This is a genomic window from Pseudomonas sp. LBUM1656 (assembly GCF_059716065.1).
In genome coordinates this window covers 981348-1004400 of the sequence record NZ_CP166800.1, presented here as the reverse complement: position 1 = coordinate 1004400, position 23053 = coordinate 981348, and the positions used below count along the sequence as shown (strand labels likewise).

Below are 23053 nucleotides of genomic sequence, written 5' to 3'. Positions count from 1 at the left end.
GCGAGCAAGCCCGCTCCCACAGGGGGTCGATGTAGGGCGCATAAAAAAGGCGCGCCATCCGATTGGATGGCGCGCCTTTTTGTGTAGCGGTAAGCGTCAGCTGCCCGCGACGGTCATCCGCTCGATCAACACCGAACCGGTGCGAATGTTGCTGCGCAGTTCCAGGTCATTACCGACGGCAACGATCTGCTTGAACATGTCGCGCATGTTGCCGGCGATGGTCACTTCCTGGACCGCGAACTGGATTTCGCCGTTCTCGACCCAATAACCCGCCGCACCACGGGAGTAATCGCCGGTGACCATGTTCAGGCCCTGGCCCATCAGCTCAGTGACCAGCAAACCGCGACCCATGCGGCGCAGCAACGCGGCCTGATCTTCATCACCATGGGTGACGAACAGGTTGTGCACGCCCCCCGCGTTGGCGGTGCTCGGCATGCCCAGTTTGCGACCGGAATAGGTGCCGAGGATGTAGGACACCAACTCGCCTTTTTCGACGAACGGTTTGGCGTAAGTCGCCAGGCCATCGCCATCGAACGCCGAACTGCCCATGGCGCGCATCAAGTGCGGGCGCTCATCGATGGTCAGCCATTCAGGGAATAGTTTCTGACCCAGCGTGCCTTCAAGGAACGACGATTTGCGATACAGGCTGCCGCCGGAGATCGCCGAAAGGAAGCTGCCAAACAAGCCACCGGCCAGTTCAGCGGAAAACAGCACCGGTACTTCGCAGGTCGGCACCGGACGCGCGCCCAGTCGGCTCGCGGCCCTTTGCGCCGCCCGCTGGCCGATGCTCACCGGGTCGGCCAACAAGTTGCCCTGACGGTTGACGTCGTACCAGTAATCGCGCTGCATCTGGCCGTCGGCCTCGGCGATCATCACGCAGCTCAGGCTGTGACGAGTCGACGCATAGCCGCCGATAAAACCGTGACTATTGCCGTAAACGCGGCAGCCTTGATGGGTGCTGAGGGTGGTGCCGTCGGCATTTTTGATCCGGCTGTCGGCAGCAAATGCCGCTGCTTCACAAGTCAGCGCCTGCTCAATGGCTTGCTCCGGGGTGATATCCCATTCGTGGAACAGGTCGAAATCCTGCAGATCCCTGGCCATCAACGCGGCGTCTGCCAGGCCTGAAGCTTCGTCTTCGGAGGTATGCTTGGCAATGGCCAACGCTGCCGCGACGGTTTCACGAATCGCCTCAGGACCGCTGGCCGAAGTGCTGGCCGAGCCTTTGCGCTGACCGACATACAAGGTGATGCCAAAGCCTTGGTCGCGGTTGAATTCGACGGTTTCAACTTCACGCTGGCGCACCGAGGTGGACAAGCCCTGCTCCAGGGACACGGCCACTTCACAGGCACTGGCACCCTGACGCTTGGCTTCAGCGATGATCTGCTCGACTTGTTCTTGCAGTGCCGGCAACGCTTGTGGGCCGACGCTTTCAACTGCACTCATGCTGTTCTCCACTCAAATTCTGCTTTCGGCTAGGGCCTTCGAGCGACCGGGCCGGACAAGCGGCCCCCGACTGGTTATCATGGCGGCGTTTCTTTGCGGACGGCCACCATGGTTGATTCTTACGACGACTCCCTCGATACGGGAGAAAAAAGCAAATCCCAGGTTAAACGCGAGCTTCATGCTCTGGTTGACCTCGGCGAGCGCCTTACAACGCTCAAGCCTGACTTGCTGGCAAAACTGCCGTTGACCGACGCTATGCGCCGGGCACTGGCCGATGCGCCCAAGCACACCGCGAATATCGCGCGTAAACGGCACCTCATGTTCATCGGCAAGTTGATGCGCGATCAGGACACTGACGCCATTCTGACCCTGCTCGATCAACTCGATGCCTCCACCCGGCAGTACAACGAACGTTTCCATGGCCTGGAACGCTGGCGCGATCGCTTGATCGCGGGCGACGATGCGGTCCTGGAGAAGTTCGTGCTCGACTACCCGGAGGCTGATCGTCAGCAGTTGCGCTCCCTGATCCGTCAGGCCCAGCACGAACTGGCGACCAACAAGCCACCGGCATCGAGCCGTAAAATCTTCAAGTACATCCGTGAGCTGGACGAGACTCAACGCGGTCTGCGTTAAGTCCCGAATCGGGTGAATCGCCAAGCGATTCACCCGAGGCTCCATCCCTTATGATCCTGTGCCACCCACAGTGATCGCATCAATTTTCAGCGTTGGCTGGCCGACACCCACCGGCACCGACTGCCCATCTTTGCCACACGTGCCCACGCCGCTGTCCAGCGCCAGATCATTACCGACCATCGACACCTTGCTCATGGCTTCCGGGCCGTTGCCGATCAACGTTGCGCCTTTGACCGGGGCAGTGATTTTGCCGTCTTCGATCAGGTACGCCTCGCTGGTAGAGAACACGAATTTGCCGCTGGTGATGTCCACCTGCCCGCCGCCGAGGTTGGCGCAGTAGATGCCGCGCTTCACCGAGGCGATGATTTCCGCCGGGTCGCTTTCGCCCGCCAGCATGTAGGTGTTGGTCATCCGTGGCATCGGCAGGTGCGCGTAGGATTCACGACGACCGTTGCCGGTGCGGGCCACGCCCATCAGGCGCGCGTTGAGCTTGTCCTGCATGTAACCCTTGAGTACGCCGTTTTCGATCAGCGTGGTGCACTCGGTCGGGGTGCCTTCGTCGTCGACGCTCAGGGAACCGCGGCGACCGGCCAGCGTTCCGTCATCGACGATGGTGCACAGCTTGGAAGCAACCATCTCGCCCATGCGCCCGCTGTAGGCCGAACTGCCCTTGCGGTTGAAGTCGCCTTCCAGACCATGGCCGACCGCTTCGTGCAACAGCACGCCGGACCAGCCCGAGCCCAGCACCACCGGCAACGTACCGGCCGGCGCCGGAATGGCTTCCAGATTCACCAGCGCTTGACGCAGCGCTTCACGGGCGTAGCCCATGGCGCGGTCATCGCTGAGGAAATAGCGGTAATCGGTACGACCGCCGCCGCCATGACCACCGCGCTCGCGACGACCGTTTTGCTCAACGATCACGCTGACGTTGAAGCGCACCAATGGCCGCACATCGGCGGCCAGGCTGCCATCGGTCGAAGCAACAAGAATGCGTTCCCAGACACCGGCCATGCTCACGGTGACTTGCTGGATACGCGGGTCGAGGGCGCGAGTCGCGACGTCGATGCGCTTGAGCAGTTCGACTTTTTCCGCGCGGCTCATCACTTCTAGCGGGTTGTCCGGCCCGTATAACTGGGTGACGTCCGCGGTAGTGAAGGCCTGCACCGAGCCGTTCTGACCGGCGCGGGAGATCGAGCGGGCCGCACGGGCCGCAGCGCCGAGGGCTTCAAGGGTGATGGCGTTACTGTAGGCGAAACCGGTTTTTTCACCCGATTGCGCACGCACGCCCACACCCTGGTCGAGGTTGAAGCTGCCTTCCTTGACGATCCCGTCTTCCAGCGCCCAGGACTCGGAAATCTGCCCCTGGAAATACAGATCCGCGGCATCGATGCCCGGGCCGGCCAGATCGCCGAGCACGCCTTGCAGGCTCTCGATCGTTACGCCACCGGGCGCCAGGAGGTGTTCACTGACGGAGGACAACAACTCGCTCATATTTTTACGCCTTAAATTCGTCGTTCCGGGCAGGTCGCTGTGCGCCCTGCGAGAAAAAGCGCCGGTGACTGGACACCGGCATCCGCGCCCTGATGGACGCCTGTTCGCTGCTATCGCGTTCGGCCAGCAGCACGGCCTCGCCTTGATCCTGTTGGGCCAGCACCCGACCCCAAGGGTCGACAATCGCGGCATGCCCCCAGGTTTCCCGAGGCCCCGGATGCGTCCCACCCTGGGCGGCCGCGAGCACATAACACTGGGTCTCTATGGCCCGTGCGCGAATCAGCACATCCCAATGCGCCGCGCCGGTCACCGCGGTAAACGCCGACGGCGCGGTAATCAATTGCGCGCCCGCAGCACGCAGTTCGCTATACAACTCCGGGAAACGCAGGTCGTAACATACCGTCAGGCCAACCCGGCCGACAGGCGTGTCCGCCACCACGACCCCACTGCCATAAGCATAGTCATCGGACTCGCGATAACGCCCGCGATTGTCCGCCACGTCCACGTCGAACAGGTGCAACTTGTCGTAGCGCGCCACCGTTTCGCCCTGATCATTGACCAGCAACGAGCAGGCATGGGCTTTGGACGTCGGATGGTCCACCGGCGGCAACGGCAACGTGCCAGCCACTATCCATAACTTGAGGTCGCGAGCGGTCTGTTTCAACCACGGCAGGATCGGACCTTCACCCAACGCCTCGGCGCGGCCGATGTCGGCAATGTCGCGACGGCCCATGGCCGCGAAGTTTTCCGGCAGCACCGCCAGTTGCGCACCACCGGCCGCGGCCTGTTCGAGCAGACGCCGAGCCTGGGCCAGGTTAGCCAGCACATCGCTCTGGCTGACCATTTGAATCACCGCGAAAGTCATGGCGCGCTCCTGGGTCGCTTTTTATAAGGACAGGCCGCCATGCTACTCCATAGGCTTGGGGAGTGCCTTTTCAAAAAAAAACTCAAAAAGGCTTGTCGAAGGTGATTTTCGGCTCTTTCCAAGGGCCTTTGACCGTGTATTTGACGCTGGCAAAACGTGCCACGCGGTCACCGATCAGCTTGTCGATCAGGAACAGCGCGCCGCCGATGGCCGGTGCGCCGACGATCAGCGCGGCAATCGGCAGGTTGTTGGTCACCGGTAAAGTCACTAGCAGCTTCGCGTCAACTTGATCGGCCACCAGGTTCAGGGTCCCGTTCAGTTCGATGTTGCTCGACGGGCCGGTCAGCAGGATCGGCTCCTGCGTCACATAAACCCCGTTGGTCGCGGCCAGCAGACCCTTGACCCGGTCATAACTCAAGCCTTTGCCGAACAGATCGGAGAAGTCCAGACGCAGACGGCGGCCGATGGAATTGAAGTTGAGCAGGCCGAAGACTCGCAGGGCCTGGGCGCTGCCCTCGACTTCAACGAACTGGCCTTTATTCAGCGAAGCATCGAGGGTGCCGGAGAAACGTTTGGTGGCCAGCCACGCCGGTGAGCCGGGCCAGCGACCGTCGACATCCATATGAAACTCTTCACTGGTGACACTCGGCGCAAAGCCCCAGCCCTTCAGCACGTCAGCGAGATTCTTGCCGCTGATCCGCCCTTTGTACCAACTGCTGGAGCTGCCGGGTATGCCTTCCCAGCCGCCAGTGCCCTGCAACAGAATGCCCTTGAGGCCCAGGTCCAGCGTATTGAGCGCAATGCCCTTGGCGGTCGGACGGACTTTCAAGTACCAGGCACCTACCAGGTCCTGGCCCTGGTACAGCTGGTTGATGGTGATATCCAGCGCAGGGATTTTCGTCGGGTCGACCGAGGCCAGCGGGTCCGGCGAGTTCTCGTCGGCCAGCACTGTCGGGTCTGGCGCGGGCAACCGCACGGTTTGCAGATTGATCGCAATCGGCGCGCCTTTCGCATCAGGAATGCTCGCGCTGCCCTTGACCTGCTGACTGTCGAGTTGCATGGCCCACGCTGCGGCTTTGCGGTTCAACTGCACCGACGCCTGATCGAGTGTCGTGCCGATACCGCTGAGCTTGCCCACCTTGAAGTCTGCACTGCTGAGCAACTGCTTGGCATTGCCGCCCGGATCCTGGCCGGCGTACTTGTCCACCAGATCTTTCCACGGGCCGACGTCCAGTTCGGACAGCACGCCGCGCACACGCAGCCCTTTGGCGCCGGGCAGCACGGCATTGCCGCCCCCCAAGAACAACTCGCCACGACCGTCGGCAAAATTGCCGGGCGGCGCCGCAAACGTGAAGTCTGCCAGCCCACCATAGGTGACCCAATAGCGCCGTTCCGGTCCCTGTAAGGTCATGCGGAACGTGGTGTCGCGGCCGACATCGGCGGCCATGCCGAACGGCGCCGGCAAATCGATCGCCACGCCATTGAGGCTGGAATTGACCATCAACTGGCTATCCGCACCATCCAGGCTCAATTGCAGCTGATACGGGATCAAACCGGACACCGGCAATGGCTGGGTGACGCCCAGCCAGTCCGTGAGTTTTTTGACCTCGACCTGACCGGATGCAGTAACGCGGGTCTTGAGGTTGCCTGCGCTGCCATCGGCAAATATCTGCGCGGTGACCGGTTTATCGAAGGCGCGTGCGGTGATGTTCTGTCCGCTCAAGCCCTTGGCGCTGTCGAAGCGAAAATCACCCTTGAGCTGCGTCAGCTCCAGTGAAGGATCAGCCAGCTTCAAACGCGCCTTGGCGGTCTTGAAGTCGACGAGAATCTTCGGCTGCTCGCCTTTGACCAGCGGAATGTCCAGCTTCAGCTTGCCTTGCAGATCACCTTCGCCTTCCCATCCGGCAAAAGTTTCAGCGGTGCCGATCGGCGCTTCCTGAAGAATCTTCAGGCCATCACCCAATCCGCCGGAAAACCCGCCGTCGAGTAGCAGATGAACGCTTTGCCCTTGCGGCGCATGGGGAATATTCACGTAAATGTCGCGAACCTGCGTGTCGAGCAATTGGCCCTTGCTGGCCAGGATCCGCACGCCGCTGTCTTCAACAAACACATCACCGGTGACTTTGCTGACATGCGGCCAACCCGGCTGAAACGCCAGTTCGGCATCGTGCACCTTGAAGAACAGGCTGATGCTGCGCGCCGTCTCGGCGGCACCGTGGTTCAGCGAACCTTGATACTGGAAGAAGCCCTGGTCCACCGCGCCTTTGAGAATCGCCGTGCGCAGCCATTCGTCCAGCGCCGGGCTAAGCATGGTCGGCAGGTACTTGGCGGTGTAGCGACCGTCGCCGTCCACCAGGCCGACCCGCAGGTCCATGTAGTCTTCCTGGGTGTGGTCGAAATGCAGGCGGATCAGGAAGTCACCGGCAATCTTGCCCTCCTCGCCCAGCACCTTCAGGTACGGCGCGATCAGGGTGAAGCGTTCTTTGTCGAGCTTCCAGGTCAGCCGGGCGTTGGCCTGGATGTATTGCCATGGCTTGGCGAAAATCGGGTCCAGGTGCAGGACAAAGTCTTTGCTGTCCATCCGCAGCTCGCCCTGACCGAGGTCACCGCTGATGCTGCCGCTGACATTCCGTGCCGCCGGCGCGCCGTGGTAGGCGTTAAAACCGACTTGGTCGAGGTTGGCGGCAAAGCTGAACTTGCTGTCATCGGTGGCATTGGGCCGCATATCGATCAGCACGTTGCGCAAGCCACCGGTCACCTTGAGTCGCTCGACCGCCGTGGCAACGCCCTCGGGCAGTGGCCCCAAAGCATTTATCAGCGGGGTCAGCGGGGTGAGGTCGAGGCGGTCGGCTTGCAAGTGCCAGAGTTCTTCCGACTTGTCGGTGGCGGCGGTCTGTCGAAGTTGCAGATGCGACTCCCAGCGGGTCTCGCCGAAGTTCATGGCCAGGGAATCCAGAGTCACCAGCATGCCTTCGCTGCTGCGCTGGAAATAACCGTTGAGCGCCAGGTTATTGATCTGGATCGGCTTGCGTTCGGCGTACGCACCCTTGAGTTGCGGTGCGTTCAAGCGAATCGCACCGCTTTGCAGCGCGCCCTTGCCCCAGTTCACCCAGAGTTCGCCACCGGCCTTGAGCTCGGAGAAGTTCCATTGCCGGGTCACGCGCTCGGGCAGCCATTTTGACCAGTCGCTTTGCGGCAGGCTCAGGTAGGCCTCGGCCTCGCCGTCCTTCCACTGGCTGGCACGAATACGCGTACGCACACTCATGGCCACCGGCTGGCCGTCGGGCAGGGTCAAACGGGCATCGAGGCGCTGGCGGGAGACGCCGGTTTTCAGATTCAGGCCAACGTAGGTCAAGGTCAGCGGCGGGTGGTCCAGTGGTTGCAAGGTCACCTGGCTGTCGATTACCGACAGCTGCTGGACCATTTGCATGCGATTGAGCAGTTGCTCCGGATCAAGCGGCTGGTCTTGTTGCACCGGCAACCCTTCCAGCGCCCATTGACCGTCCGCGCCTTCCTTGAGGCTGATCTTCAGGCCGTTGAGTTCCAGGTGGGCGATGCGAACCTCACGAGCCAGCAGGCTTTCCCAAAGATCCGGTACCGCCCGCACCTGATCCAGGTGCAGGGCGTTGGCGCCCTCGCCGACCGTCACATCGTGGGCCAGCAAAATCGGCGCGAAACCGCTCCAGTTACCTTCCAGCTTGCCGATCTGCAGCGGCATGCCCAAAGCGGCGCTGGCTTTGGTTTCGACGTCGGCACGGTATTCGGCCACCAGGGGCGTCAGCTCCCGGCCGAGGCTGACGTACAACGCCATCAACACCAGGACCAACGCGCACAGGCCAAGACCCCAGCGGGTCAGTGCGGCCAAAATGCGTGTCAGACGTTCCATGTCAGTTGGCTCCCATAGCGAAAATACTGCAAAAAGCTGAGGCCAGCCGTTCTAGTAAGGGTGAAACACAGCGATTCAGAGCAGCACCACGTCGTATTGTTCCTGGGAATACATGGTTTCCACCTGGAACCGAATGGTGCGTCCGATAAATCCTTCCAGCTCGGCGACATTTCCCGACTCTTCATCGAGCAAACGGTCGACGACTTTCTGGTTTGCCAATACACGATAGCCTTCCGCTTGATAGGCTCGCGCCTCGCGGAGGATTTCGCGAAAAATTTCGTAGCAGACCGTTTCCGGCGTCTTCAGCTTGCCGCGGCCCTGACAGCTGCTGCACGGTTCGCACAGCACTTGTTCGAGACTTTCGCGGGTGCGCTTGCGGGTCATCTGCACCAGGCCCAACTCGGTGATGCCGATAATGTTGGTCTTGGCGTGATCGCGTTCCAGCTGCTTCTCGAGCGTGCGCAGCACCTGGCGCTGGTGCTCTTCGTCTTCCATGTCGATGAAGTCGATGATGATGATTCCGCCCAGGTTGCGCAGACGCAGCTGGCGGGCGATGGCGGTCGCGGCTTCGAGGTTGGTCTTGAAAATGGTTTCTTCGAGGTTGCGATGGCCGACGAACGCCCCGGTGTTGACGTCGATGGTGCTCATGGCTTCCGCCGGATCGACCACCAGATAACCACCGGACTTGAGCGGCACTTTGCGCTCGAGGGCTTTCTGGATTTCATCTTCGACACCGTACAGGTCGAAAATCGGCCGCTCGCCTGGGTAATGCTCAAGACGATCGGCGATTTCCGGCATCAGTTCGGCGACGAACTGCGTGGTTTTCTGGAAGGTTTCCCGAGAATCGATGCGGATCTTCTCGATCTTCGGGCTCACCAGGTCGCGCAAGGTGCGCAGCGCCAGGCCGAGGTCTTCGTAGATCACACTCGGGGCGCCGATGGTTTTGATCTGTTCGTTGATCTGGTCCCAGAGCCGGCGCAGGTAGCGGATGTCCATGAGGATTTCATCGGCACCGGCCCCTTCGGCAGCGGTACGCAGAATGAAACCGCCCGCCTCTTTGATGCCTTCTTTGGCCACGCAATCGGTGACCACTTGCTTGAGACGTTCGCGCTCGGCTTCGTCTTCAATCTTCAGCGAAATGCCGACGTGGGCCGTGCGCGGCATGTACACCAGATAGCGCGACGGAATCGACAGCTGGGTGGTCAGGCGTGCGCCCTTGGAGCCGATCGGGTCCTTGGTGACCTGGACGACCAGGCTCTGACCCTCATGAACCAGCGAGCTGATGCTTTCGACCGTCGGGCCTTCGCGCAGGGAAATTTCAGAGGCATGAATGAACGCGGCGCGGTCCAGACCGATATCGACGAAGGCCGCCTGCATGCCCGGCAATACCCGCACCACCTTGCCTTTATAGATGTTGCCGACAATCCCGCGTTTTTGCGTGCGCTCGACGTGGACCTCTTGCAGGACGCCGTTTTCGACCACCGCCACGCGCGATTCCATCGGCGTGATGTTGATCAGGATCTCTTCACTCATGGCAGGGTCTCGTTCAGGCATGTTCACGATAATGGCCGCATCTTGTCAGTACGACGCTCAGCGCGCGTTAAGGGTTTGCCAACAGGGTATGCCGAAATGGCCGAGCAGCTCAGCGGTTTCGCACAGCGGCAGTCCGACCACCGCCGAGTAGCTTCCAATCAGCTGAGCGACAAACACCGCGCCCAGTCCTTGAATGCCATAGCCACCCGCCTTGTCCCGGGGTTCGCCGCTGGCCCAGTAGACCGCCGCCTCATCACGAGCGATGTTGCGAAAACGCACCAGACTGCGCACCACCCGCGACTCACAACGCTCACCGTCGAGCACCGCGATGGCGGTCAACACTTCGTGTTCCTGACCGGCCAACATCATAAGCATGGCGCACGCATCGGCTTCGTCCACCGGTTTGCCGAGAATTTTCCCGTTGAGTACGACAGCTGTGTCAGCGCCCAGTACGCAAAAATCGGTGTCGGACACAAACGCGCGTCGCCCGGCCTCGGCCTTGCCGCGCGCCAGGCGCTCGACATAGGCCGACGGGGATTCATCTTTTAAAGGGGTTTCATCGATGTCCGCACTGATGGCGCAGAACGGCACGCCGATCTGCGTGAGCAGTTCACGCCGACGCGGCGAGCCTGAGGCGAGGTACAGCTTTCTCATCAAGACATCTCCCTGTCGAGGTGCGGGCAAATGCCTGACCGAATTAATTGATCTTGTAGCGCCGACGCAGACCGCGCAAACCGTAGCTGATCCAAGGCCAGAGCAATGCGCTGACCAGTGCCGGCAGAACAAGTGCCAGGGTTGGCTGACGGTTGCCGGTCAGGGCGCTCAGCCATAGTTGAACAAGCTGAGCGAGGCCGAAGATCACCAGGATCACCAGGCTCTGTTGCCACATCGGGAACATGCGCAGGCGCTGTTGCAACGACAGCACCAGGAAGGTGATCAGGCACAGGATCAACGCGTTCTGGCCCAGCAACGTGCCGTAGAGAACGTCTTCAGCCAGGCCCAGGCACCATGCGGTGACCATGCCGACTTTCTGCGGCAGGTACAACGCCCAGAACGCCAGCAGCAAGGCCAGCCAGAGCGGGCGGAGGATTTCCATGAATTGCGGCAGCGGCGAAACGCTGAGCAGCAGGCCAATGGCAAACGTCAGCCAGATCATCCAGCCATTTCGGGATGCGGTAGCACCGACCATTATTCTCGTCCCCCAGTGGAAGCCGGTGCGGAGACAGGCGGTTTGGCGGCAGGCTTCACCGCAGCCGGTTGAATGGCTGGCGGTTTGGTTGCGGCAGGTTGCGATGCTGGCGGCTTGGCGGCTGCAGGTTTGGCCGGGGTTGTCGCCGGAGCCGGTGCCGGTGCCGCCGGAGTTGCAGCAGGTGCAGCGGCTGCGGCGGGCACCACCACGGTCGCAGGCACCGGTTTAGGCACGGTCGCCGGAATGATCGGCCCACCACCGTGCTGGTCCAGCGCTTCTTGCGCCTGGGCAGCATCGTTGGCGCGCTCTTCGGCGGTACGGCCGTCGGTGAACACCAGCAGCAAGTAACGGCTGCGGTTCAACGCGGCGGTCGGCACGGCACGCACAATGGCAAACGGCTGGCCGGAATCGTGAATCACTTCCTTGACTGTCGCCACCGGGTAACCGGCCGGGAACCGCTGACCGAGGCCGGAACTGACCAGCAGATCGCCTTCCTTGATATCCGCCGTGTCGGCAACGTGACGCAGTTCCAGGCGTTCCGGGTTGCCAGTGCCGCTGGCAATTGCCCGCAGACCGTTGCGGTTCACCTGCACCGGAATACTGTGGGTGGTATCGGTCAACAGCAGCACGCGGGAGGTGTAAGGCATCAACTCGACCACCTGGCCCATCAGGCCGCGGGCATCGAGCACCGGCTGACCGAGGACCACACCGTCGCGCTCACCTTTATTGATGATGATGCGATGGGTGAACGGGTTGGGGTCCATGCCGATCAACTCGGCCACTTCGACCTTCTCGTTGACCAGCGCAGAGGAATTGAGCAACTCGCGCAGCCGAACGTTCTGCTCGGTCAGGGCGGCAAGCTTTTGCATGCGGCCCTGCAACAGCAGGTTTTCGGTCTTGAGTTTTTCGTTTTCGGCGACCAGCTCGGTACGGCTGCCGAATTGGCTGGCCACACCCTGCCATAGCCGCTGCGGCAGGTCGGTGATCCAGTAAGACTGCATCAGCACCAGCGACATCTGGCTACGCACTGGCTTGAGCAGTGTGAAGCGGGCATCGACCACCATCAGCGCGACCGATAGCACGACCAGCACCAACAAGCGCACGCCCAGTGAAGGCCCTTTGGTGAAAAGCGGTTTAATAAGCCGCTCCTCCCAGGCAAATGTTTTGTTTATTCATACGGCAGACCGGCCTGGATACAGACTGACAGAAGGTAAACGCAAACAGGCAGCACTGCAAAGTGCCGCCTGCGCGCTCAACAGCATAGAGGCGATCCGGCGACTTATTCGCTGGAAAGCAGATCCATGGTGTGTTTATCCATCATTTCCAAGGCACGGCCACCGCCGCGAGCAACGCAGGTCAGCGGGTCTTCGGCAACGATCACCGGCAGACCAGTTTCCTGGGCCAGCAACTTGTCGAGGTCACGCAGCAAGGCGCCACCACCGGTCAGCACCAGACCACGCTCGGCGATATCGGAAGCCAGCTCCGGAGGCGATTGCTCCAGTGCACTTTTCACAGCCTGAACGATGGTGGCCAGGGACTCTTGCAGAGCTTCCAGCACTTCATTGGAGTTCAAGGTGAAGGCACGTGGAACGCCTTCGGCCAGGTTACGGCCACGAACGTCGACTTCACGAACTTCGCCGCCCGGGTAGGCCGTACCGATTTCCTGCTTGATGCGCTCGGCGGTGGATTCGCCGATCAGGCTGCCGTAGTTGCGACGCACGTAGGTGATGATCGCTTCGTCGAAGCGGTCGCCGCCAACCCGTACGGATTCGGCGTAAACCACACCATTCAGGGAGATCAGTGCAATTTCAGTGGTACCACCACCGATATCGACGACCATCGAACCGCGTGCTTCTTCAACCGGCAGGCCGGCACCGATCGCAGCAGCCATTGGCTCTTCGATCAGGAACACTTCACGAGCACCGGCACCAAGGGCCGATTCACGGATGGCACGACGCTCAACCTGGGTGGATTTGCACGGAACGCAGATCAGCACCCGCGGGCTAGGCTGCAGGAAGCTGTTTTCGTGAACCTTGTTGATAAAGTATTGCAGCATCTTTTCGCAGACGCTGAAGTCGGCGATCACGCCGTCCTTCATCGGACGAATGGCAGCAATGTTGCCCGGCGTACGGCCGAGCATGCGCTTCGCCTCGGTGCCGACAGCAACGACACTTTTCTGGTTACCGTGTGTCCGAATAGCCACAACCGATGGCTCATTCAGGACGATACCGCGCTCGCGCACGTAAATAAGGGTGTTGGCAGTGCCCAGGTCAATGGAGAGATCGCTGGAAAACATGCCACGCAGTTTCTTGAACATGGGAAAGGGACCCTAGGCAACGCGTGGGTAAAAAAGTGCGGCAAACTCTAACAACGACAGGGATTTTGGGCAAGGCGCCAATATGTTAAATTGGCCGCTTTTCTGTGCACCAACCCCCACAATCGCGGCCTTATGACCGTAGAAATGCGGTAGTGTTCCGACAATCTAACACACGGATAGCATCCGTTCTGTTTTCCTTCCACTGGAGAATCCCATGACGCTTGAACGCTCCGACGTGGAAAAAATCGCTCATCTGGCCTGTCTGGGCCTCAATGATGCCGATCTTCCACACATCACTTCGGCCCTGAACAGCATTCTGGGACTGGTCGACGAAATGCAGGCGGTCAATACCGACGGTATCGAGCCGCTCGCCCACCCACTGGAAGCCAGCCAGCGCCTGCGTGCAGACGTCGTGACCGAGACCAATCATCGCGAGGCCTATCAGTCCATCGCACCAGCGGTCGAAAACGGCCTGTACCTGGTTCCGAAAGTCATCGACTAAAGGGAAAGAGCCTGCAATGCATCAATTGACTCTGGCCGAGATCGCCCGCGGACTCGCCGATAAAAAGTTTTCTTCCGAAGAGCTGACCAAAACCTTGCTGGCGCGTATCGCCCAGCTCGATCCTCAGCTCAACAGCTTCATCAGCCTCACCGAAGACCTGGCGCTCCAGCAGGCGAAAGCCGCCGACGCACGCCGGGCCAATGGTGAGAGCGGCGCCCTGCTCGGCGCGCCGATCGCCCACAAAGACCTGTTCTGCACCCAGGGCATCCGCACCAGCTGCGGCTCGAAGATGCTCGACAACTTTAAAGCACCGTACGACGCCACCGTCGTCGCCAAACTGGCCGCTGCCGGCGCCGTGACCCTGGGCAAGACCAACATGGACGAATTCGCCATGGGTTCGGCCAACGAGTCGAGCTACTACGGCCCGGTGAAAAACCCGTGGAACCTGGAACATGTTCCGGGTGGTTCGTCCGGCGGTTCGGCCGCAGCCGTTGCCGCTCGTCTGTTGCCGGCAGCCACTGGCACCGACACCGGCGGCTCGATCCGCCAGCCCGCCGCACTGACCAACCTCACCGGCCTGAAACCGACGTACGGTCGCGTTTCGCGCTGGGGCATGATCGCCTACGCGTCCAGCCTCGATCAGGGTGGCCCTCTGGCCCGCACCGCCGAAGACTGCGCGATCCTGCTGCAAGGCATGGCCGGTTTCGACCCGCAGGACTCCACCAGCATCGACGAGCCCGTGCCGGATTACAGCGCCAGCCTCAACGGTTCGCTGAAAGGCCTGCGCATCGGCGTGCCGAAGGAATACTTCAGCGCCGGGCTCGACCCGCGCATCGCCGAGCTGATCCACAACAGCGTCAAGGAGCTGGAAAAGCTCGGCGCCGTGATCAAGGAAATCAGCCTGCCGAACATGCAGCACGCGATCCCGGCGTACTACGTGATCGCCCCGGCAGAAGCCTCTTCCAACCTGTCGCGTTTCGACGGCGTGCGTTTCGGCCACCGCTGCGAAAACCCGGTCAACCTGATCGACCTGTACAAGCGTTCCCGTGGCGAAGGTTTCGGCCCGGAAGTGCAGCGCCGGATCATGGTCGGCGCCTACGCGCTGTCGGCCGGTTACTACGATGCCTATTACCTGAAGGCGCAGAAGATCCGTCGCTTGATCAAGAACGACTTCATGGCAGCCTTTAATGAAGTCGACATCATCCTCGGCCCAACCACACCGAACCCGGCCTGGAAGCTTGGCGCCAAGAACAGCGACCCGGTGGCTGCGTACCTGGAAGACGTCTACACCATCACCGCCAACCTCGCGGGCCTGCCAGGCTTGTCCATGCCCGCCGGTTTTGTCGATGGTCTGCCGGTCGGCGTGCAACTGCTCGCCCCGTATTTCCAGGAAGGCCGCTTGCTCAACGTTGCGCACCAGTATCAGCTGAACACTGACTGGCACACCCGCACCCCAACCGGCTTCTGAGGAGAAACACATGCAATGGGAAGTCGTGATCGGGCTGGAGATTCATACCCAGCTCACCACCCGGTCGAAAATCTTTTCCGGTAGTTCCACCACTTTCGGTTCCGAGCCGAACACCCAGGCCAGCCTGGTAGACCTCGGCATGCCCGGCGTATTGCCGGTGCTGAACCAGGAAGCGGTGCGCATGGCGGTGATGTTCGGTCTGGCCATCGATGCCGAAATCGGCCAGCACAACGTGTTCGCCCGTAAAAACTATTTCTACCCGGACCTGCCGAAGGGCTACCAGATCAGCCAGATGGAATTGCCGATCGTCGGCAAGGGCCACCTGGACATCGCCATGGAAGACGGCACGATCAAACGTGTCGGCGTCACCCGTGCGCACCTGGAAGAAGACGCCGGTAAAAGCCTGCACGAAGAGTTCAACGGTGCCACCGGCATCGACCTGAACCGTGCCGGCACGCCGCTGCTGGAAATCGTTTCCGAGCCGGACATGCGCAGCGCCAAGGAAGCCGTTGCCTACGTCAAGACCATTCACGCGCTGGTGCGCTACCTCGGCATCTGCGACGGCAACATGGCCGAAGGCTCGCTGCGTTGCGACTGCAACGTGTCGATCCGTCCGAAAGGCCAGGTCGAATATGGCACCCGCTGCGAGATCAAGAACGTCAACTCGTTCCGCTTCATCGAGAAGGCGATCAACAGCGAAGTGCAGCGTCAGATCGAGCTGATCGAAGACGGCGGCAAAGTGATCCAGCAGACCCGTCTGTACGATCCGAACAAGGACGAAACCCGTCCGATGCGCAGCAAAGAGGAAGCCAACGACTACCGTTACTTCCCCGATCCGGACCTGCTGCCGGTGGTCATCGAGAACTCGTTCCTCGACGAAGTCCGCGCCACCCTGCCGGAATTGCCACCGCAGAAACGCGAGCGCTTCCAGGCGCAATTCGGCCTGTCGGTGTATGACGCCAGCGTCCTGGCCACCAGCCGCGAGCAAGCCGATTACTTCGAGAAAGTCGTGAGCATCAGCGGCGACGCCAAGCTGGCGGCCAACTGGGTCATGGTTGAACTGGGCAGCCTGCTGAACAAGCAAGGCGTGGAAATCGACCAGTCGCCGGTCTCGGCCGAGCAACTGGGCGGCATGCTGCTGCGCATCAAGGACAACACCATCTCCGGCAAAATCGCCAAGGTCGTGTTTGAAGCGATGGCCAACGGCGAAGGCAGCGCAGACGAGATCATCGACAAGCGCGGTCTGAAGCAAGTGACCGACAGCGGTGCGATCTCGGCGGTGCTGGACGAAATGCTCGCGGCCAACGCCGAGCAGGTCGAGCAATACCGTGCGGCAGACGAAGCCAAACGCGGCAAGATGTTCGGCTTTTTCGTCGGCCAGGCCATGAAAGCCTCCAAAGGCAAGGCCAACCCGCAACAGGTCAACGAACTGCTGAAAAGCAAGCTCGAAGGCTGATGCGAATGGAGCCAGCCTTCAAATCTGGCTCCACTCCTTGTGGGAGCCAGCCTGCTGGCGATAGCGGTCTGACATTCAACATATCCATGTCTGACACTCCGCAATCGCCAGCAGGCTGGCTCCCACATTTGTTTTCGGGAAACCTTCAATGAAGCGTCTGCTCAGCCTTTGCGCCCTGCTCTCTCTGCTAGCCGGTTGCGCCAGCAACGACATCATTGATCCACACGGTTACGACAAGACCGGCACGGCTTCGTATTACGGCGCCAAACACCAAGGCAAACGCACCGCCAGTGGCGAGCGTTTCAACAAGAATTCCCTGACCGCTGCCCATCGCCAGCTGCCCTTTGGCACACGGGTGAAGGTCACCAATCTGAATAACGACAGATCCTGCGTGGTGCGTATCAACGACCGCGGGCCGCATACCCGTGGGCGCCTGATTGATCTTTCACACGAGGCCGCCGAACAACTGGGTATGCTCCGAAGCGGCACAGCGAAGGTTCGCGTGCAAGCCCTCGACGATTAACAGACGGAGCCCCGACCATTTTCGGACTTGCCGATTTACCCCTGATCAGCGTGATTGAATTGCTCGGCGGCCTGCTGTTGCTGATCGCCGGCGCCGAGTTGATGGTCCGTGGCGCCGTCCGGCTTGCCGCGCGCTTGCAGGTGCGACCGCTGATCATCGGCCTGACCATCGTCGCCCTGGGCAGCAGCGCGCCGCAAATGGCGGTCAGCCTGCAAGCCACCTTGGCGCAAAACGCCGACATCGCCGTCGGCAGCGTGATCGGCAGCAGCATCTTCAACATCCTCGTCACCCTCGGGCTGTCGGCGCTGATTATTCCGCTGCGGGTATCGCGGCAATTGGTGCGCCTGGACATTCCGCTGATGATCGGCGCCAGCCTGCTGGTGTTTTTACTGGCGTGGAATGAGGAACTGAACCGCGTCGACGGCATGATTTTGCTCGCCGCCCTGGCGCTGTATCTGGGCTTGCTGCTGCGTCAGTCGCGGCATTCCGTCCGTCCGCCCTCCCATGACGGAACACCCCAAGCACCGTGGTTCAGCAGCGCGCTGATGATCGTCGCCGGACTGGCGATGCTGGTCTACGCCGGGCACTTGTTGCTGGGCGCCGCCGTGGCAGTCGCAACCGATCTGGGGCTGTCGGAGCGGGTCATCGGCCTGACCATCGTCGCGATCAGCACGTCCCTGCCGGAACTGGCCACCTCATTGATCGCGGCGTTGCGCGGTCAACGGGACATTGCCGTGGGCAACGTGATCGGCAGCAACCTCTTCAATCTCCTGGGCGTGCTCGGCCTGACCGCGCTGGTCGCACCCTCACCGCTCTCGGTCTCGCCCAATGCCCTGGATTTCGACTTGCCGGTGATGCTCGGTGTCGCGGTGCTGTGCCTGCCGCTGTTTTACACCGGTTACCGGGTGACCCGCGCCGAAGGTCTGCTGTTTCTGGGGCTGTATTTCGCTTACGGTCTGCATGTGGTGTCGTTCACCACCGGCATGCCACTGGCCGGCAAGCTTGAACACCTGATGCTGTTTTTCGTCCTGCCGGCGCTGGTGGCTTATCTGCTGTTCACATCGCTGCGCGCCTGGCGTCGCCAACACCACAAGAGGGAAATGCCGTGACCGACAATAAGAAGCCTGGCGTTGAAGTCCGCCGCCAAGTGATGGGCGATGCGTTCGTCGACCGCGCACTGGGCAATGCCACCGAGTTTACCCAGCCGCTGCAGGATTTCGTCAATGAACACGCGTGGGGCAGCGTGTGGAATCGCGAAGGTCTGCCGCTGAAAACCCGCAGCCTGATCACTCTCGCCGCACTGACGGCTTTGAAGTGCCCGCAGGAATTGAAGGGGCACGTGCGCGGTGCGCTGAACAACGGTTGCACGGTGGAGGAGATTCGTGAGGCGCTGCTGCATTGCGCGGTGTATGCCGGTGTGCCGGCGGCGATCGATGCGTTTCGGGCGGCGCAGGAAGTGATTGATACCTACCAGAAGCCCGAGTAATTAGCCGCCATTTTTGGTGACTGTTCGGCCGTCTTCGCGAGCAAGCCCGCTCCCACATTTTGACCGCATTCTCATGTCGGATACGGTCAAATGCGGGAGCGGGCTTGCTCGCGAAGAGGCCCGACAAAACGCCACAAATCCCGAAGCTAAATCCACCCACCCCACTGCAACAAAAAGATCCCTATGTTGGTGGTCACCGCCGCCATCAACGTGGTGATAACGATGATCGCCGCCGCCAGTTCATGATTGCCATCAGCCTGTCGGGCCATGACAAAACTGGCCGCTGCCGTCGGGCTGCCGAAGTACAGAAACAGAATCCCCAACTCCGCCCCGCGAAAGCCCCAAAGCCACGCCCCCAGTGTCGCCAGCACCGGCAGGCCGATCATCTTCACCAGGCTTGAGCTCAGCGCCATCGAGCCGCTCTTGCGCATCGCCGCCAGCGACAACGTGCCGCCGATGCAAATCAGCGCCAACGGCAACGTGGTTTGCGCCAGGTACTGACCGGAGGTTTCCAGCCAACCCGGCAAGCCGATCTTGAAATAGGCAAAGGGGGCTGCTGCAAACACGCTGATGATCAGCGGGTTCACCATCACGCTTTTACAGATACTCCACGGATCGGATTTGATCACCGGGCTGTACACCGCCAGCACGATGGTCGAGAGCGTGTTGTAAAACAGGATCACCAGCGCCGCGAGAATCGCCCCGAGGGAAATCCCGTAATCGCCGTACATGCTCGCCGCCAGTGCGAGGCCGATGACACCGTTGTTGCCGCGAAACGCACCTTGGGTGTAAATCCCCCGGTCTTCCCGTGGGCACTTCCAGATCGCCCAGCCCCAGGCGATGGCAAAACCCACCAGCGTGGCCAGCGAGAAATAGATCAGCAGCGCCGGTTGCAGCGCGGCTTGCAGGTCGGCATGCAGGATGCCCAGAAACAGCAACGCAGGCATGGTGACGTTGAACACCAGGGCCGACGCGGTGTGGATGAAGTTGTCGTTGATCCAGTTGATGCGCTTGAGCACCACTCCCAGAAACAGCATGGCAAACACCGGCGCGGTGATGTTCAGGGTTTCGAGGAAGATAGCCAGCATGCCGGGGGGAACCTTGGGTGAGCGTCGTTAGGGGGCTAATGATAAGCCACTTTCACCCAGATCGTTCCCACGCTCTGCGTGGGAATGCCTCTTGTGACGCTCTGCGTCACGCTTTTGGGACGCAGAGCGTCCCGGGCTGCATTCCCACGCAGAGCGTGGGAACGATCAATAATCCAACACCTAACTCAAGTGATCGGCGCCGGGTTAAACAAGGTGATGTCGTTATGCAGCTTATGCTGCTCCGCCCACGTCTGTTTCTTGCCGCTGGCCACGTCCAGGTAGTAATGAAACAACTCCCAGCCGAGGTCTTCAATCGAGGCCCGCCCGGTCGCAATCCGCCCGGCATCGATGTCGATCAGGTCCGGCCAGCGCTGCGCCAGTTCGGTCCGGGTCGACACCTTCACCACGGGCGCCATCGCCAGACCATACGGTGTGCCACGCCCGGTGGTGAATACATGCAGGTTCATCCCCGCCGCCAACTGCAACGTCCCGCAGACAAAATCACTGGCCGGGGTCGCGCAGAAAATCAGCCCTTTGCGCTTGAAGCGCTCGCCAGGGCCAAGCACGCCGTTGATCGCGCTGCTGCCGGATTTGACGATTGAGCCCAGAGACTTCTCGACAATGTTCGACAACCCGCCCTTCTTGTTCCCCGGCGTGGTGTTGGCGCTGCGATCCGCCTCGCCTTTGGCCAGGTAACGGTCGTACCAGTCCATTTCCCGCACCAGTTCCTGAGCGACTTCCTCAGTCTCCGCGCGAGAAGTCAGCAGGTAAATCGCGTCGCGCACTTCGGTGACTTCGGAAAACATCACCGTCGCACCGGCGCGCAATAACAGGTCCGAGGCATAACCCAATGCCGGGTTGGCGGTGATGCCGGAGAACGCATCGCTCCCCCCGCATTGCATGCCGAGAATCAGTTCGGACGCCGGCACGGTTTCCCGGCGACGCAGATCGAGCTTCTTCAAACGGGTCTCGGCCAGCGCCATGATCTGCTCGATCATCTCGGTGAAACCGTGACTCGAATCCTGCAAGCGGTACAACCACGGATCACTCAGATCCACCGAACTGTCGCCCTCGTGCATCACCTGCCCGGCCTGCAATTTCTCGCAGCCCAGGCTGATAACCAAGGCTTCGCCACCCAGGTTCGGGTTGCGCGCCAGGTTGCGCACGGTGCGGATCGGGATGTACGCGTCGGTGGCGGTAATCGCCACACCGCAGCCGTAGCTGTGGGTCAGCGCCACCACGTCATCGACGTTCGGATAACGCGGCAGCAACTCGTCCTTGATGCGCTTGACCGCATGGTCCAGCACACCGGTCACACACTGCACGGTCGTGGTAATCCCGAGAATGTTGCGCGTGCCGACGGTGCCGTCGGCGTTGCGATAACCCTCGAACGTGTAGCCTTCCAGCGGTGCCTGCGCCGCCGGCACTTCGGTGGACAGCGGCAAGCTGTCCAGCGGTGGCGCGGTGGGCATGCGCAGTTGATCTTCCTTGACCCAGCTGCCGCGCGGAATCGGCTGCAACGCGTAACCAATAGTCTGGCCGTACCGAATCACCTGGCCGCCCTCAGGAATGTCTTCCAGGGTGACTTTATGGCTCTGCGGCACGAAGTCCACCGTCACCAGGCCATCGGGAAACTCGGTGCCGGCCGGAACGCCTTGGTCATTGACCACAATCACGACGTTGTCCCGCTCGTGCAGGCGGATGTAGCGCGGCGAGTCGGAATGTTCAATCAACTGCATGACGCCGCTCCTCAGGAATGCGCTTGAGACAATTTGTTGTTGGTTTCAGGACCGCTGACCGGCGGCTCTTTAAGCACCACACGCTTGATCGGGCCAACGATCACCAAGTAGCTGAACACCGCGACCAGTGCGTTGCAACCGACAAACACCAGCGCCCATTTGAACGAACCGGTGGAGCTGATGATGTAGCCGATCACGATTGGAGTGGTGATCGAAGCGATGTTGCCGAAGGTGTTGAACAAGCCACCGCTGAGACCGGCGATCTGTTTTGGCGAGGTGTCGGACACCACGGCCCAACCCAACGCACCCACGCCTTTGCCGAAGAACGCCAGGGCCATGAAGCCGACGACCATCCATTCAACATCGACATAGTTGCACGCCACGATGCTGCTGGAGACCAGCAAGCCAGCGATGATCGGCGCCTTGCGAGCGAAGGTCAGGGAATGGCCTTTGCGCAGCAGGTAATCGGAAATCACGCCGCCGAGCACACCACCGATGAAGCCGCAGATCGCCGGCAACGAGGCAATGAAACCGGCCTTGAGGATGGTCATGCCGCGTTCTTGCACCAGGTACACCGGGAACCAGGTCAGGAAGAAATAGGTGATGCCGTTGATGCAGTACTGGCCCAGATAGACGCCGAGCATCATGCGATTGGTCAGCAACTGGCGGATGTAGTCCCACTTCGGACCGTCAGACTTTGTACCTTTGCCTTTGTCCTGGTCCATGTCGACCATGCCGCCGTTGTCGGCGATGTGCTTGAACTCGGCGTCGTTGATCATAGGGTGTTGGCGCGGGCTGTAGATCACCTTCAGCCAGATACCCGAGAAGATAATGCCGATCACGCCCATGACGATGAACACGTGCTGCCAGCCGAAGCTGTAGACGATCCAGCCCATCAGCGGTGCGAACAACACGGTGGCGAAGTATTGCGCCGAGTTGAAGATCGCCGAGGCCGTACCGCGTTCAGCCGTCGGGAACCAGGCCGCCACAATGCGCGCATTGCCAGGGAAGGATGGCGCTTCGGCCAGGCCCACCAGGAAGCGCAGCATGAACAGCGCAACCACTGCCGTGGACATGCCGAACTCACCGACATAACCCTGCAGCACGGTGAACAGCGACCAGGTGAAGATGCTCAATGCGTAGATTTTTTTCGAGCCAAAACGGTCCAGCAGCCAGCCACCGGGAATTTGCCCGGCCACATAGGCCCAACCGAATGCGGAGAAGATATAACCGAGAGTGACCGCGTCGATGCCGAGGTCTTTTTGCAGGCTGGAGCCGGCGATAGCGATGGTCGCCCGGTCGGCGTAGTTGATCGTGGTCACCAGAAACAGCATGAGCAGGATCAAATAGCGGACGTGAGTCGGCTTCTGGGTCGATTGCATGTAGATGTACTCCCACTGATTATTTTTATGCGCGGGTGAAACTGTTGACCCC

The 23053-nt window shown here is 60.9% G+C and carries 19 protein-coding genes; 7 read left to right on the top strand and 12 right to left on the bottom strand.

Annotation, left to right across the window (positions count from 1 at the left end):
- Positions 1–96 precede the first annotated feature (96 nt).
- Positions 97–1443, bottom strand: coding sequence for a metalloprotease PmbA (gene pmbA / locus ACA072_RS04300; protein WP_010463346.1), 1347 nt, complete (start codon positions 1441–1443; stop codon positions 97–99).
- Positions 1444–1551: 108 nt separating this feature from the next.
- On the opposite strand from pmbA, the gene yjgA reads away from it, so the two are divergent.
- Complete coding sequence (yjgA, locus tag ACA072_RS04295; RefSeq protein WP_007901505.1) at positions 1552–2076, top strand: ribosome biogenesis factor YjgA; 525 nt, start codon at positions 1552–1554, stop codon at positions 2074–2076.
- 48 nt (positions 2077–2124) lie between these two features.
- On the opposite strand, the gene tldD is transcribed toward yjgA, so the two are convergent.
- From tldD to mreB, 8 genes are all read right to left on the bottom strand, one after another.
- The gene (gene tldD, locus ACA072_RS04290; RefSeq protein WP_497623345.1) at positions 2125–3567 is read right to left on the bottom strand and encodes a metalloprotease TldD; all 1443 of its coding nucleotides are present in this window, start codon (positions 3565–3567) and stop codon (positions 2125–2127) included.
- A gap of 4 nt (positions 3568–3571) precedes the next feature.
- Positions 3572–4432, bottom strand: coding sequence for a carbon-nitrogen hydrolase family protein (locus ACA072_RS04285; RefSeq protein ID WP_497623344.1), 861 nt, complete (start codon positions 4430–4432; stop codon positions 3572–3574).
- Between the two features lie 82 nt (positions 4433–4514).
- The gene (locus tag ACA072_RS04280; protein ID WP_497623343.1) at positions 4515–8318 is read right to left on the bottom strand and encodes a YhdP family protein; all 3804 of its coding nucleotides are present in this window, start codon (positions 8316–8318) and stop codon (positions 4515–4517) included.
- A gap of 75 nt (positions 8319–8393) precedes the next feature.
- Complete coding sequence (rng, locus tag ACA072_RS04275) at positions 8394–9851, bottom strand: ribonuclease G (protein WP_497623342.1); 1458 nt, start codon at positions 9849–9851, stop codon at positions 8394–8396.
- Positions 9852–9908: 57 nt separating this feature from the next.
- Positions 9909–10505, bottom strand: coding sequence for a Maf family protein (locus tag ACA072_RS04270; protein ID WP_497623341.1), 597 nt, complete (start codon positions 10503–10505; stop codon positions 9909–9911).
- A gap of 43 nt (positions 10506–10548) precedes the next feature.
- Positions 10549–11040, bottom strand: coding sequence for a rod shape-determining protein MreD (gene mreD / locus ACA072_RS04265; RefSeq protein ID WP_109627971.1), 492 nt, complete (start codon positions 11038–11040; stop codon positions 10549–10551).
- Entirely contained in the window at positions 11040–12179 is a 1140-nt protein-coding gene (gene mreC / locus ACA072_RS04260; protein ID WP_497624944.1) for a rod shape-determining protein MreC, read from the bottom strand. The genes mreD and mreC overlap by 1 nt, the downstream gene beginning before the upstream one ends.
- 140 nt (positions 12180–12319) lie before the next feature.
- Entirely contained in the window at positions 12320–13357 is a 1038-nt protein-coding gene (gene mreB, locus ACA072_RS04255) for a rod shape-determining protein MreB (protein WP_002555108.1), read from the bottom strand.
- 214 nt (positions 13358–13571) lie between these two features.
- Here mreB and gatC point away from each other — a divergent pair, with 214 nt between their 5' ends.
- From gatC to ACA072_RS04225, 6 genes are all read left to right on the top strand, one after another.
- A complete protein-coding gene (gene gatC, locus ACA072_RS04250; RefSeq protein ID WP_008026876.1) occupies positions 13572–13859 on the top strand; it encodes an Asp-tRNA(Asn)/Glu-tRNA(Gln) amidotransferase subunit GatC in 288 nt (95 codons plus the stop codon).
- Between the two features lie 16 nt (positions 13860–13875).
- Entirely contained in the window at positions 13876–15327 is a 1452-nt protein-coding gene (gatA, locus tag ACA072_RS04245) for an Asp-tRNA(Asn)/Glu-tRNA(Gln) amidotransferase subunit GatA (RefSeq protein WP_497623340.1), read from the top strand.
- 10 nt (positions 15328–15337) lie between these two features.
- The gene (gatB, locus tag ACA072_RS04240; RefSeq protein WP_497450148.1) at positions 15338–16783 is read left to right on the top strand and encodes an Asp-tRNA(Asn)/Glu-tRNA(Gln) amidotransferase subunit GatB; all 1446 of its coding nucleotides are present in this window, start codon (positions 15338–15340) and stop codon (positions 16781–16783) included.
- A gap of 148 nt (positions 16784–16931) precedes the next feature.
- Entirely contained in the window at positions 16932–17306 is a 375-nt protein-coding gene (locus tag ACA072_RS04235) for a septal ring lytic transglycosylase RlpA family protein (RefSeq protein WP_497623339.1), read from the top strand.
- Between the two features lie 50 nt (positions 17307–17356).
- Positions 17357–18415: a calcium/sodium antiporter gene (locus tag ACA072_RS04230; RefSeq protein WP_497623338.1), complete on the top strand. Its 1059-nt coding sequence runs from the start codon at positions 17357–17359 to the stop codon at positions 18413–18415.
- A gap of 41 nt (positions 18416–18456) precedes the next feature.
- Positions 18457–18792, top strand: coding sequence for a carboxymuconolactone decarboxylase family protein (locus tag ACA072_RS04225; RefSeq protein WP_371922076.1), 336 nt, complete (start codon positions 18457–18459; stop codon positions 18790–18792).
- A gap of 146 nt (positions 18793–18938) precedes the next feature.
- Here the strand turns inward: ACA072_RS04225 and ACA072_RS04220 are convergent, their stop codons facing one another.
- The 3 genes from ACA072_RS04220 to ACA072_RS04210 all read right to left on the bottom strand — a co-directional run bounded on the left by ACA072_RS04220 (position 18939) and on the right by ACA072_RS04210 (position 23001).
- On the bottom strand, positions 18939–19880 hold the full coding sequence (locus ACA072_RS04220) for an AEC family transporter (protein WP_497623337.1): 942 nt from the start codon (positions 19878–19880) through the stop codon (positions 18939–18941).
- 185 nt (positions 19881–20065) lie between these two features.
- A complete protein-coding gene (garD, locus tag ACA072_RS04215; RefSeq protein ID WP_497450144.1) occupies positions 20066–21619 on the bottom strand; it encodes a galactarate dehydratase in 1554 nt (517 codons plus the stop codon).
- A gap of 11 nt (positions 21620–21630) precedes the next feature.
- A complete protein-coding gene (locus ACA072_RS04210; RefSeq protein WP_497623336.1) occupies positions 21631–23001 on the bottom strand; it encodes an MFS transporter in 1371 nt (456 codons plus the stop codon).
- Positions 23002–23053: the final 52 nt, after the last annotated feature.

Coding starts and splice junctions, on each gene's coding strand:
- pmbA (WP_010463346.1), bottom strand. CDS start 1,443: ATGAGTGCAGTTGAAAGCGTCGGCCCACAAGCGTTGCCGGCACTGCAA.
- yjgA (WP_007901505.1), top strand. CDS start 1,552: ATGGTTGATTCTTACGACGACTCCCTCGATACGGGAGAAAAAAGCAAA.
- tldD (WP_497623345.1), bottom strand. CDS start 3,567: ATGAGCGAGTTGTTGTCCTCCGTCAGTGAACACCTCCTGGCGCCCGGT.
- ACA072_RS04285 (WP_497623344.1), bottom strand. CDS start 4,432: ATGACTTTCGCGGTGATTCAAATGGTCAGCCAGAGCGATGTGCTGGCT.
- ACA072_RS04280 (WP_497623343.1), bottom strand. CDS start 8,318: ATGGAACGTCTGACACGCATTTTGGCCGCACTGACCCGCTGGGGTCTT.
- rng (WP_497623342.1), bottom strand. CDS start 9,851: ATGAGTGAAGAGATCCTGATCAACATCACGCCGATGGAATCGCGCGTG.
- ACA072_RS04270 (WP_497623341.1), bottom strand. CDS start 10,505: ATGAGAAAGCTGTACCTCGCCTCAGGCTCGCCGCGTCGGCGTGAACTG.
- mreD (WP_109627971.1), bottom strand. CDS start 11,040: ATGGTCGGTGCTACCGCATCCCGAAATGGCTGGATGATCTGGCTGACG.
- mreB (WP_002555108.1), bottom strand. CDS start 13,357: ATGTTCAAGAAACTGCGTGGCATGTTTTCCAGCGATCTCTCCATTGAC.
- gatC (WP_008026876.1), top strand. CDS start 13,572: ATGACGCTTGAACGCTCCGACGTGGAAAAAATCGCTCATCTGGCCTGT.
- gatA (WP_497623340.1), top strand. CDS start 13,876: ATGCATCAATTGACTCTGGCCGAGATCGCCCGCGGACTCGCCGATAAA.
- gatB (WP_497450148.1), top strand. CDS start 15,338: ATGCAATGGGAAGTCGTGATCGGGCTGGAGATTCATACCCAGCTCACC.
- ACA072_RS04235 (WP_497623339.1), top strand. CDS start 16,932: ATGAAGCGTCTGCTCAGCCTTTGCGCCCTGCTCTCTCTGCTAGCCGGT.
- ACA072_RS04225 (WP_371922076.1), top strand. CDS start 18,457: ATGGGCGATGCGTTCGTCGACCGCGCACTGGGCAATGCCACCGAGTTT.
- ACA072_RS04220 (WP_497623337.1), bottom strand. CDS start 19,880: ATGCTGGCTATCTTCCTCGAAACCCTGAACATCACCGCGCCGGTGTTT.
- garD (WP_497450144.1), bottom strand. CDS start 21,619: ATGCAGTTGATTGAACATTCCGACTCGCCGCGCTACATCCGCCTGCAC.
- ACA072_RS04210 (WP_497623336.1), bottom strand. CDS start 23,001: ATGCAATCGACCCAGAAGCCGACTCACGTCCGCTATTTGATCCTGCTC.